General features: G+C 66.8%; 12 protein-coding genes. All 12 read left to right on the top strand.

Going from position 1 to position 11,833, the window contains the following annotated elements:
- The first annotated feature begins 130 nt into the window (after positions 1-130).
- The 12 genes from fdxA to leuB all read left to right on the top strand — a co-directional run bounded on the left by fdxA (position 131) and on the right by leuB (position 11,829).
- Complete coding sequence (fdxA, locus tag CCZ27_RS04340) at positions 131-454, top strand: ferredoxin FdxA (RefSeq protein ID WP_096445907.1); 324 nt, start codon at positions 131-133, stop codon at positions 452-454.
- 99 nt (positions 455-553) lie between these two features.
- Positions 554-1,003, top strand: a complete 450-nt coding sequence (locus tag CCZ27_RS04345) for a CBS domain-containing protein (RefSeq protein WP_096445909.1) — start codon at positions 554-556, stop codon at positions 1,001-1,003.
- A 146-nt stretch (positions 1,004-1,149) separates the two neighbouring features.
- Positions 1,150-2,817 (top strand): long-chain-fatty-acid--CoA ligase, encoded by a 1,668-nt coding sequence (locus tag CCZ27_RS04350; protein WP_096445911.1) that lies wholly within the window; start codon positions 1,150-1,152, stop codon positions 2,815-2,817.
- Positions 2,818-3,094: 277 nt separating this feature from the next.
- Positions 3,095-4,762 (top strand): acetolactate synthase large subunit, encoded by a 1,668-nt coding sequence (gene ilvB, locus CCZ27_RS04355; RefSeq protein ID WP_096445913.1) that lies wholly within the window; start codon positions 3,095-3,097, stop codon positions 4,760-4,762.
- Positions 4,762-5,079 (top strand): acetolactate synthase small subunit, encoded by a 318-nt coding sequence (gene ilvN, locus CCZ27_RS04360; RefSeq protein ID WP_096445915.1) that lies wholly within the window; start codon positions 4,762-4,764, stop codon positions 5,077-5,079. Before ilvB ends, ilvN begins: the two co-directional genes overlap by 1 nt.
- A 120-nt stretch (positions 5,080-5,199) precedes the next feature.
- The gene (aroC, locus tag CCZ27_RS04365; RefSeq protein WP_096445917.1) at positions 5,200-6,336 is read left to right on the top strand and encodes a chorismate synthase; all 1,137 of its coding nucleotides are present in this window, start codon (positions 5,200-5,202) and stop codon (positions 6,334-6,336) included.
- Between the two features lie 110 nt (positions 6,337-6,446).
- Positions 6,447-7,598 carry an MFS transporter gene (locus CCZ27_RS04370; protein ID WP_096452157.1) on the top strand — a complete coding sequence of 384 codons (1,152 nt, stop codon included), beginning with the start codon at positions 6,447-6,449 and terminating at the stop codon, positions 7,596-7,598.
- A 14-nt stretch (positions 7,599-7,612) separates the two neighbouring features.
- On the top strand, positions 7,613-8,431 hold the full coding sequence (locus CCZ27_RS04375; RefSeq protein WP_096452159.1) for a M48 family metallopeptidase: 819 nt from the start codon (positions 7,613-7,615) through the stop codon (positions 8,429-8,431).
- A 96-nt stretch (positions 8,432-8,527) separates the two neighbouring features.
- Positions 8,528-9,937, top strand: coding sequence for a 3-isopropylmalate dehydratase large subunit (gene leuC, locus CCZ27_RS04380; RefSeq protein WP_096445919.1), 1,410 nt, complete (start codon positions 8,528-8,530; stop codon positions 9,935-9,937).
- A gap of 24 nt (positions 9,938-9,961) precedes the next feature.
- On the top strand, positions 9,962-10,090 hold the full coding sequence (locus CCZ27_RS04385; RefSeq protein WP_096445921.1) for an entericidin A/B family lipoprotein: 129 nt from the start codon (positions 9,962-9,964) through the stop codon (positions 10,088-10,090).
- Positions 10,090-10,728 (top strand): 3-isopropylmalate dehydratase small subunit, encoded by a 639-nt coding sequence (gene leuD / locus CCZ27_RS04390; RefSeq protein ID WP_096445923.1) that lies wholly within the window; start codon positions 10,090-10,092, stop codon positions 10,726-10,728. Before CCZ27_RS04385 ends, leuD begins: the two co-directional genes overlap by 1 nt.
- A 36-nt stretch (positions 10,729-10,764) precedes the next feature.
- The gene (gene leuB / locus CCZ27_RS04395; RefSeq protein WP_096445925.1) at positions 10,765-11,829 is read left to right on the top strand and encodes a 3-isopropylmalate dehydrogenase; all 1,065 of its coding nucleotides are present in this window, start codon (positions 10,765-10,767) and stop codon (positions 11,827-11,829) included.
- The last annotated feature ends 4 nt before the right edge of the window (positions 11,830-11,833 follow it).

An 11,833-nucleotide genomic window follows, 5' to 3' on the forward strand; every position in this document is an offset into this window, starting at 1 on the left:
AAGAAGATGTCCCGTTTCGCGGGCCTGCCGCATGCGTCACGTGGCGGAAACGCAAAACGCTGGACTAATATACGATCGCCCGGCCGGGCGAAGTCGTCCGCGTCCGGGGCATTCAAGGAGAGAACCGGCAATGACATACGTTGTGACCGAATCCTGCATTCGCTGCAAATACACCGACTGCGTCGACGTCTGCCCGGTGGACTGCTTCCGCGAAGGGCCGAATTTCCTGGTGATCGATCCCGACGAGTGCATCGACTGTACGCTGTGCGTTGCCGAATGCCCGGTCGAGGCGATTTTCGCCGAGGACGACGTGCCGGCCGGTCAGGAGCACTTTACCGCGCTCAATGCCGAACTGGCCAAGCAGTGGAAGCCCATCGTCGAGCGCAAGGACCCGCTGCCGGACGCCGAGGAATGGGCCAAGGTGCGCGGCAAGTTCGGTGAGCTGAAGCGCTGATCGGGGCGGGGCCGTGAGCTAGGTGCACTCGCGGCATTGCACTAATATGGTGCAACCGTGTGACAGCCGACCATTCGACAGAACGTCAGGGAGAAGAAAATGCTGGTGAGCGAGATCCTCGCGATCAAGGGCAAGGTGCTCTACACGATCGCGCCGAACAAGAGCGTCGTGGAAGCCATCGCCATCATGAACGAGCAGGATGTCGGGTCGCTCGTCGTTTTCTCGCGCGGACAGATGGTCGGGCTGCTGACTTTCCGCGAGGTCCTCAAGGCCGTCCAGCAGGCAGCCGCGTCCTGGGAGTCGGTCAGCGTCGAGCAGGCCATGCTCCACGACCCGCTGTCGGCATCGCCCAACATGGAGATGGACGAACTGCGCCGCCTGATGGTGGAACACCATCAACGCTACCTGCCGGTGATGGATGGCGGAACGCTGCTGGGCGTGGTGAGCTTCCACGACGTCGCCAAGGCCGTCCTGGAAGAACAGAGCTTCGAGAACCGCATGCTGAAGAACTACATCCGCAACTGGCCCGCCGAGGAAGGCGAAGGCTGACGCATTCCCCGGGCGTCGCGGTTCGGATGCCCGCTTTCGAACCGGCGCCCGCCCGCGACGCCGGGTGGAAGCCATCCTGATTGCCCTGCGCCGCCGCCGGGATGCCTGCGGACGGGGCGAAGGGATTTTCCAGGGGAGGAGGCAAGGTGGAGAAGATCTGGCTCAGGAACTATCCCCACGGCGTCCCTGCGGAGATCGATGCCGGCGCCTATCGGTCCATCGGGGAACTCTTCGACGAAGGCGTGCGGCGGTTTGCGGCGCGTCCTGCGTACGTCTGCATGGGCAAGGCGATCACCTATGCCGAGCTGGAGCAGCGGTCGAGTCAGTTTGCCGCGTTCCTGCAGCAGGAACTGGAGCTGCCCCGGGGCAGCCGCGTCGCGCTGATGATGCCCAATCTGCTGCAGTATCCGATCGCCCTCTTCGGTGCGCTGCGCGCCGGCTATACCGTCGTCAACGTCAATCCGCTCTATACCGCGCGCGAGCTGGAGCATCAGCTTGCCGATGCGGGGGCCGAGGCGATCGTCATCCTCGAGAACTTCGCCCACACCCTGCAGCAGGTCGGCCGGAGCCTGGCGCTGCGGCACCTCGTCGTGACCAGCCTGGGAGAGATGCTGGATCTTCCCAAGCGGACGATCGTGAATTTCGTCGTCCGCCATGTGAAGAAGCTCGTTCCGCCCTGGCAACTGGACGGCGCGATCCGCTTCTCGGACGCGCTGGCGCGGGGGGCGGCCCACGAACTGGCGCCGGTCGAGGTGGGGCCGGGCGACATCGCCTTCCTGCAATACACCGGCGGTACCACCGGGGTGGCCAAGGGCGCGGTGCTCACCCACGGCAACATCATCGCCAATCTGCAGCAGGCTCACGCGTGGATCGCGCCGCACGTGCGCGATGGCGAGGAAATCATCATCACCGCGCTGCCGCTCTATCACATCTTCTCCCTGACAGCGAACTGCCTGACCTTCTTCAAGCTCGGCGCCACCAACGTCCTCATCACCAACCCCAGGGACATTCCGGCTTTCGTGAAGGAACTCGGCCGCTACCGCTTCACCGCGATCACCGGGGTCAACACGCTGTTCAACGCGCTCCTGAACAACCCGGATTTCGCGCGGCTGGACTTTTCCGCGCTGAAGATCTCGCTGGGCGGAGGCATGGCCGTGCAGCAGGCGGTGGCGGAGAAATGGCAGCGTGTCACCGGCAGGTTGCTCGTCGAGGCGTACGGCCTCACCGAGACCTCGCCGGCGGTGACGATCAATCCGCTGGATCTGCCCGGGTTCAACCACTCCATCGGCCTGCCGGTGCCCTCCACCGAGGTCAGCATCCGGGACGACGACGACGTGGAGCAGCCGATCGGAGCCCGCGGCGAACTGTGCGTGAAGGGCCCGCAGGTCACCGGCGGCTACTGGAACCGCCCGGAGGACACCGCGCGCGCGTTCACCCCGGACGGTTTCCTGCGCACCGGCGACATCGCGGTGATGGACGATCAGGGCTTCATCCGCATCGTGGACCGCAAGAAGGACATGATCCTGGTGTCGGGCTTCAACGTGTATCCCAACGAGGTCGAGGACGTGGTCGCGAGCCATCCGGGCGTGCTTGAGGTGGCGGCGGTCGGCGTGCCCGACGAGCGCAGCGGCGAGGCGGTGAAGGTGTTCATCGTGCGCAAGGACCCTGCGCTGACCGAACAGCAGATCATCGCCCATTGCCGCGAAAACCTCACCGCATACAAGGTGCCGCACCGGGTGGAGTTCCGCAGCGAACTGCCGAAGACCAATGTGGGCAAGATACTGCGCCGCGCCTTGCGCGACCCGGGCGGTTGACGCGCGGCAGGGCGAGTTGTAACAGAGTGCTTGTCATTGCCTGTTTTTCGTGTTTTCATTCCGACCGCTATACCGCCTGAACGCAAATGACCCGCTTTTCCGCAATCCTCGTCGCTGTAGCCGTACGCGTAGTAGTAGGCGTAGGCAGGCGCGCGTCGTAACGGATCAGGGTCGGAAAACAGAATTCAACACCCCCGTCGGCGCACGCAGCCGGCGGGGGTTTTTGTTTTTTCGGGCCGCCGGTGATGTCGTCGCGAAGCAATCCTAGGAGAAGCACATGATGAAAATGACCGGCGCGGAACTGATCGTGCGCCTTCTTGAGCGGCAGGGTGTGCGCACCATCTGCGGCATTCCGGGCGGTGCCATCCTCCCGCTCTACGACGCACTGTCGCAGACGGACGAGATCCACCACGTGCTGGCGCGGCACGAACAGGGCGCAGGCTTCATGGCCCAGGGGATGGCGCGGGTGTCCGGTCGTCCCGAGGTGTGCTTCGCCTCGAGCGGGCCGGGGGCGACCAACCTGGTCACCGCGATCGCCGATGCCTGTCTCGACTCCATTCCGCTGGTGGCCATCACCGGCCAGGTGCCGCAGTCGATGATCGGCACAGATGCCTTCCAGGAGGTCGACATCTACGGCATCACGGTGCCGATCACCAAGCACAACTTCCTGGTGCGCTCGGCGCGCGAGCTGCTGGAGGTGATTCCGGATGCCTTTCGCATCGCGATGTCCGGCAGGCCCGGGCCGGTGCTGGTCGACGTGCCCAAGGACGTGCAGAACCAGGTCGTCGAGTTCGACGGCTTTCCCGCGCCGGCGGTGCCCGACGCGGCGCCCGGACTCGACATGGAGGCGCTCGAGACGGCGGCGCGCCTGATCAACGAGGCCGAGCGCCCGGTGCTCTATCTCGGCGGCGGGGTGGTGCATTCCGGCGCGTCCGCGCTCGCCGTGACGCTGGCCGAGCAGGCCAGCATGCCGACCACCATGACGCTGATGGGGCTCGGCGCCATGCCGATGGACCATCCGCTGTCGATCGGCATGCTCGGCATGCACGGTGCGCGCTACACCAACTTCGTGCTCGAGGAGGCCGATCTGCTGGTGTGCGTCGGCGCCCGCTTCGACGATCGTGCGATCGGCCGTGCCGCTTCGTTCTGCCCGAACGCGAAGATCGTGCATATCGACATCGACCGTTCCGAGCTGGACAAGATCAGGAATGCGCACGTCGGCCTGCATGCCGACGTGACCGTCGCGCTCGAGGCCCTGCTGCCGCGGGTGAAGGTCACGCTGCGCAAGCGCTGGCTGTCGCACGTCGAAAGCCTGAAGCTGCGCTTTCCGATGCAGTTGCCCGGCGCCGACGATCCCCGCACCCACTACGGCCTGGTCCATGCGGTGGCGGCCGCGCTCGACGACAGCGCGATCATCACCACCGACGTCGGCCAGCACCAGATGTGGGTCGCCCAGGCTTATCCCTTCCGCCGCCCGCGCCAGTGGCTGACCTCCGGCGGCCTCGGCACCATGGGCTTCGGCATGCCGGCGGCGATCGGTGCCGCGCTGGCCGAACCCGAGCGCACGGTGGTGTGCTTCTCCGGCGACGGCAGCTTCAAGATGAACATCCAGGAACTGGCGACGCTGGCCGAGGAAGGGCTGAACGTCAAGATCGTGCTGATGAACAACAATTCGCTCGGCCTGGTGTACCAGCAGCAGAACCTCTTCTACGGCAAGCGGGTGTTCGCGTCCAAGTACCGCGGCGCGCCCGATTTCGTGAAGATCGCGGAAGGCTTCGGCATCCCCGCGCTCAATCTCGACGATGCCGAGAATCCGCGCGCGACGCTCGCCCAGGTGCTTGCCGAACCGGGCCCCTGCCTGATCCACGCGTCGATCGACCGCGAACAGTTTGTCTACCCCATGGTGCCGCCCGGTGCGGCCAACACCGAGATGATCGGAGGCTGATGATGATCGAGCAGGTTGCCGACCCGCTGCCGCAAGCCGGCTTCGCCAAGATTGTGCTGGAGCTCGAGGTGAACAACCACCCGGGCGTGATGAGCCACATCTGCAATCTTTTCGCACGCCGTGCGTTCAACGTCGAAGGCATCCTCTGCATGCCGATGAGCGACACGCGCCGCAGCCGCATCTGGCTGCTGGTCTACGAGGACCAGCGGCTCGACCAGATGGTGCGCCAGCTCGAGAAGCTGGAGGACGTGCTTGCCGTCCGGCACCACGGCGCGGAGCACGAGGTGTTCGAGCGTCTGGAGAACTTCTTCCACTGAAATCCCGGTGGCACGGCACCCGTGGCGGGTGCCGGCAGGGCGCAAAAAGGCGTGTGCTAAACTCGGCACCGCCTTTTTTTGCGTCTGCGCGCTTCATTTTCTGATCGGACCCTCACTCTCATGTCGGGCAATTCCTTCGGCACGCTCTTTTCCGTCTCATCCTTCGGCGAATCGCACGGCCCGGCCATCGGCTGCGTGATCGACGGCTGCCCGCCGGGGCTGCCGATCGCCGTGGAAGAGATCCAGGCCGAACTCGACCGCCGCAAGCCCGGCACCTCGCGCCACGTCACGCAGCGCCGCGAACCGGACGAGGTCGAGATCCTGTCGGGCGTGTTCGAGGGCGTGACCACGGGCACGCCGATCGCGCTTTTGATCCGCAACCAGGACCAGCGCTCGCGCGACTACGGCAACATCGCCGAGACCTTCCGCCCGGGGCATGCCGACTACCCGTACTGGCAGAAATATGGCGTGCGCGACTTTCGCGGCGGCGGCCGCTCGTCGGCGCGCGAAACCGCGGTGCGCGTGGCGGCCGGCGCGATCGCGCGCAAGTGGCTGCTGCAGCGCCATGGCGTGGTGATCCGCGGCTACATGGCGCAACTCGGGCCGATCGAGATCCCTTTCGTGTCCTGGGACGAGGTCGGCGACAACCCATTCTTCGCGCCCGATGCGTCCATCGTGTCCGAACTCGAAAGCTACATGGACGAGCTGCGCAAGTCGGGGGATTCGATCGGTGCGCGGATCAACGTCGTCGCCAGCGGCGTTCCGGTCGGCTGGGGCGAGCCGGTCTACGACCGCCTCGATGCCGACATCGCCCACGCGATGATGGGCATCAATGCGGTGAAAGGCGTGGAAATCGGCGCCGGCTTCGCGTCGATCATGCAGCGCGGTACCGAACATGGCGACGAGATGACGCCGGAGGGCTTCCTGTCGAACAACGCCGGCGGCGTGCTCGGCGGCATTTCGACCGGGCAGGACATCCTGGTGAGCATGGCGATCAAGCCCACCTCCAGCATCCGCCTGGACCGGCGTTCGATCGACAAGCAGGGCAGTCCGGTGATCGTGAATACCCACGGCCGCCACGACCCGTGCGTCGGCATCCGCGCCACGCCCATCGCCGAGGCGATGCTGGCGCTGGTGCTGATCGACCACGCGCTGCGCCACCGCGCGCAGTGCGGCGACGTCGCCACGACCACGCCCCGCATCGCCGGACTGGCGCCACAGGGACGGCAGAGCGTGCCGTCGCCGCGCATCCGCTGAGTCCGCCTTGCCGGTGGCGTCGCGGTGCGCGGCCATCCCCGGCCGCGGCGGCCTCCATCCGCCGGGTGGGGCGCGCCGGCCGCACGGCGTCCGGCGCTGAGTGTCCCGCGATGCTTCCCTATTGGCGCCTTTCGGCCTACTACTTCGCGTACTTCGCCTTCGTCGGCGCCTTTTCGCCCTATTTCGCGCTTTACCTGGAATCGCTCAGCCTGTCGGCGGCCGACATCGCGATCCTGATGTCGCTGATGCAGGTCATGCGGGTCCTGGCGCCGGCCCTGTGGGGCTGGCTGGCGGAGCGCCTGGGCATGCGCCTGCCCATCGTGCGCGCCTCGGCGCTGCTGAGCCTGGCGGGGTTCTCGCTGTTCTTCGCCACCGATTCGTTCGCCGGGCTGTTCGCGGCGATGGCGCTGATGTCGTTCTTCTGGAGCGCGGCGCTGCCGCTGATGGAAAGCGTGACCTTCGCCCACCTCGGCACCCAGGCCCACCGCTACGGCGACATCCGGGTGTGGGGTTCGGTGGGCTTCGTGCTGGCGGTGCTCGTCCTCGGCCATGCGCTCGACCGGCTTCCCGTCGCCATGCTGCTGTGGGTACTCGCCGGGGTGCTGGCGGGCATCCTGGGCTGCGCGGCGATGGTGCCGGAGGCCACGGGCGCCCGGGGCCATCGCGGGCAGGTCGGCCTGCGCGCCACGCTGGCCCGGCGCGAGGTCAGGGCCCTGCTGGGCGCCTGCTTCCTGATGGCGGCGGCCCATGGCGCGCTGTACGTGTTCTATTCCATCTACCTGGTGGGACACGGCTACAGCAAGGGGCTCGTCGGCTGGATGTGGACGCTGGGCGTGCTGGCCGAGATCGCCGCCTTCATGCTCATGCCGCGCCTCACCCGGCGGTGGTCCCTGCGCGGCATCCTGCTGTTCACCTTCGCCGCCGCGGCGGTCCGCTTCCTGCTGATCGGCTGGGGAGTCGAAAGCGTGGCGCTGCTGGTCCTTGCGCAACTGCTGCACGGCGTAACCTTCGGCGCCTACCATGCGGCGGCGATCGCCATGGTGAACCAATGGTTTCCGGGGCCCCTCCAAGCGCATGGGCAGGCGCTCTACGGCAGCCTGTCGTTCGGCGCGGGCGGCATGCTGGGAGGTCTGGTCAGCGGCTACACCTGGGACGTCGCCGGTTCCGCCTGGACCTATACGCTGGGGGCCGGTTTTGCGCTGGCCGGCCTGGTGTGGCTTGCGCGCGGCTGGCCGGCGGCGACAATGCACGACGAGAACTGACGGAGGAGGCCGGCATGACGAATCCCCTGCTACGCAATCTGCTCCCCGCCGCGCTGGCGGCGACCGTCGCCGTCGCCTGCCAGACGGTCCAGACCACGGCAGGCGGCACGGTAGGCGTCGATCGGACGCAGATGATGATGGTCTCCGCCCAGGAGGTGGAGCAGGCGTCGCGCCAGCAATACCAGCAGATGCTGGCCGAGGCCCGCAGCAAGAACGCGCTCAATCGCGATCCGGCACAGTTGCAGCGGGTGCGCACCATCGTGTCGAGGCTCACCGCGCAGGCGGGCGCCTTCCGCCAGGACGCGATGCGCTGGCAGTGGGAAGTCAACGTCTTCAGTTCGGATGAACTCAACGCCTGGTGCATGGCGGGAGGCAAGATGGCCATCTACACCGGCCTCATCGACCGGCTGAAGCTGAGCGACGACGAGATCGCCGCGGTGATGGGGCACGAGATCGCCCATGCGCTGCGCGAACATGCGCGCGAGAAGGTGTCGAAGTCCATGGTCACCGGCCTGGGCGTGTCGGTCGCCGGGGCGCTGCTCGGCGTGGGTTCTGCCGGCCAGGACCTGATGAACACGGTGGCCAAGGTCACCTTCGAGCTGCCGAATTCGCGCGAGTACGAGATCGAGGCCGATCGCATGGGCGTCGAACTCGCGGCCCGTGCCGGATACGACCCACGGGCCGCGGTGACGTTGTGGAACAAGATGGCCAGCGCCTCCAACGGCGGGCCGCCGCAGTGGCTGTCCACCCACCCCTCGCATGCCACCCGCCAGCGCGAGCTGACGGAGTACTCGGCGCGCGTGATGCCGCTCTACGAACGCGCCCGCCGCTGAGCCCGGACGCGCGGCCAAGGCCGCCGGCGCCCTGCTGTTCAGCCCCGCGGGCTTTGTGAAATAATCGTAACCTTTTCTTTCCTTGGATCTTATTGGATGGAAGCCCAAACGCTGTACGAAAAGCTCTGGTCGAGCCACGTCGTCCACCAGGAGGCCGACGGCACGGCGCTGATCTACATCGACCGCCATCTGGTGCATGAAGTCACCAGTCCGCAGGCATTCGAAGGTCTCAAGCTCGCCGGGCGCAAGCCGTGGCGCGTGTCGTCCATCGTGGCGACGGCCGACCACAACACGCCGACCGACCACTGGGATCAGGGCATCCAGGACCCGGTGTCGCGGCAGCAGGTCGAGACGCTGGACGCCAACATCCGCGAGGTGGGTTCGCTCGCCTACTTCCCGTTCAAGGACGAGCGGCAGGGCATCGTCCACGTCATCGGCCCGGAAAACGGCGCCACGCTGCCGGGCATGACCGTCGTCTGCGGCGACTCGCACACCTCGACGCACGGCGCCTTCGGCTGTCTGGCGCACGGCATCGGCACGTCCGAGGTCGAACACGTGATGGCCACGCAATGCCTGCTGCAGAAGAAGTCGAAGACCATGCTGATCAAGGTCGACGGGCAACTGGGCCGCGGCGTCACCGCCAAGGACGTCGTGCTCGCCATCATCGGCAGGATCGGTACCGCGGGCGGCACCGGCTATGCGGTGGAGTTCGGCGGCAGCGCGATCCGCGCGCTGTCGATGGAAGGCCGCATGACGATCTGCAACATGGCGATCGAGGCCGGCGCGCGTGCCGGCATGGTCGGCGTCGACGACACGACCATCGCCTACCTGCAGGACAAGCCGTTCGCGCCCAAGGGCGAACTGTGGGACAAGGCGGCCGCCTACTGGCGCACGCTCAAGAGCGACGACGGCGCGCAGTTCGACGAGGTGGTCGAGCTCGATGCCGCCGCGATCCAGCCGCAGGTCACCTGGGGCACGTCGCCCGAGATGGTGGTGACGATCAACGACCGCGTGCCCGACCCGGCGTGCGAAGCCGATCCGGTCAGGCGCGAAGGCATGGAACGGGCGCTGCGGTACATGGGCCTCGAAGCCAACACGCCGCTGACCGAGATCGGGGTCGACCAGGTCTTCATCGGTTCCTGCACCAACTCCCGCATCGAGGATCTGCGCGAAGCGGCCGCGATCGCCAGGGGGCGCACCAAGGCGGCGAACGTGCGCCGCGTGCTGGTGGTGCCGGGTTCCGGCCTGGTCAAGCGCCAGGCCGAGGCCGAAGGGCTGCACGAAGTGTTCATCGAGGCGGGCTTCGAATGGCGCGAACCGGGCTGTTCGATGTGCCTGGCGATGAACGCCGACCGCCTGGAGCCGGGCGAGCGCTGCGCATCGACCTCGAACCGCAATTTCGAGGGGCGCCAGGGCGCGGGCGGACGCACCCACCTGGTGAGCCCGGCGATGGCCGCCGCCGCTGCGGTGACCGGCCACTTCGTCGACGTGCGTACGCTGGCCTGAGGCCGCGCGGAGACAGGACGGATCATGAGACAACTGGCAATCCTTCTCGCCATGCTCTGCCTGGGCGCGAGCGTCGCCGCCTGCAACACGGTGCGCGGCATCGGGCAGGACATCGAACGCGGTGGCGAGATCATCCAGAGGACAGCGAAATAATGAAGCCCTTTACCGTTCTCGATGGACTGGTGGCGCCGCTCGACCGCGCCAACGTCGACACCGACGCCATCATCCCCAAGCAGTTCCTGAAGTCGATCAAGCGCAGCGGCTTCGGCCCCAACGCTTTCGACGAATGGCGCTACCTCGACGTCGGCCAGCCGGGCCAGGACAACAGCAGGCGTCCGCTGAACCCGGACTTCGTGCTGAACCAGCCGCGCTACCAGGGCGCGCAGATCCTGCTGACGCGCGACAACTTCGGCTGCGGCAGCTCGCGCGAGCATGCGCCGTGGGCGCTGGAAGACTACGGCTTTCGCGTGCTGATCGGGCCGGGCTTCGCCGACATCTTCTACAACAACAGCTTCAAGAACGGCCTGCTGCCGATCAAGCTCGCCGCCGGCGAGGTGGACGAACTGTTCCGCCAGTGCGCGGCGACCGAGGGCTACCGCCTGAAGGTGGACCTCGCGGCGCAGACGATCACGCGCCCGGACGGCAGGGCCATCGCCTTCGACGTCGATCCCTTCCGCAGGGAATGCCTGCTCAACGGCTGGGACGACATCGGCCTCACGCTGCGCCATGCCGACGAGATCCGCGCCTTCGAGGCGCGGCGGCGTGCCGAGCATCCCTATTACTTCGCCTGACGCGCAGGCGCCGGGTTTGTCTGGAGAATCGATTCGATGAAGATCTGTGTGTTGCCGGGTGACGGCATCGGGCCGGAAATCATGGCGCAGGCCGTGCGCGTGCTGCAGGCGCTCGACCTGAAGTTCGAGATGGAAGAGGGCCTGGTCGGCGGCTGCGCCGTCGATGCGGCGGGTACGCCGCTGCCGGAGGCGACGCTGAAGCTCGCGCGCGAGGCGGACGCCATCCTGCTGGGTGCGGTCGGCGGCCCGAAGTGGGACACCTATCCCCGCGACCAGCGCCCCGAGCGCGGCCTGCTCGGCATCCGCAAGGAACTCGGGCTCTTCGCCAACCTGCGCCCGGCCATCCTCTACCCCGAGCTGGCCAACGCCTCCACGCTGAAGCCGGAGGTGGTTTCCGGGCTCGACATCCTGATCGTGCGGGAACTCACCGGCGACATCTACTTCGGCCAGCCGCGCGGCATCGAGACGCGCGAGGTCGACGGCGAGAACCAGCGCGTGGGCTGGAACACGATGATCTACGCCGAGTACGAGATTCGCCGCATCCTGCGCGTGGCCTTCGAGGCGGCGATGAAGCGCGGCCGCAGGCTGTGCTCCGTCGACAAGATGAACGTGCTCGAAACCACTCAACTTTGGCGCGACATTGCCGAAGAAACGAAAAAGGATTACCCGGAGGTCGAGCTTACCCACATGCTGGTCGACAACGCGGCCATGCAACTGGTGCGAAACCCCAAGCAGTTCGACGTGATGGTGACCGGCAACATGTTCGGCGACATCCTGTCCGACGAGGCATCGATGCTGACGGGCTCGATCGGCATGCTACCGTCGGCGTCGCTCAACGCCGACAACAAGGGCATGTACGAGCCCTCGCACGGTTCGGCGCCGGACATCGCCGGCCGTAACGTGGCCAACCCGCTGGCGACGATGCTGTCGGCGGCGATGATGATGCGCTACTCGTTCGACGACGAGGCATCGGCGCAGCGCATCGAGAACGCGGTGAAGAAGGTGCTCGCGCAGGGTTATCGCACCGGCGACATCTACGAGCCGGGCACGCGCCGCGTGGGCACGAAGGAAATGGGCGACGCGGTGCTGGCCGTGCTGTAATCGC

Origin of the sequence: Thauera sp. K11, assembly GCF_002354895.1 — a bacterium.
GTDB classification, from domain to species: Bacteria; Pseudomonadota; Gammaproteobacteria; order Burkholderiales; family Rhodocyclaceae; genus Thauera; species Thauera sinica.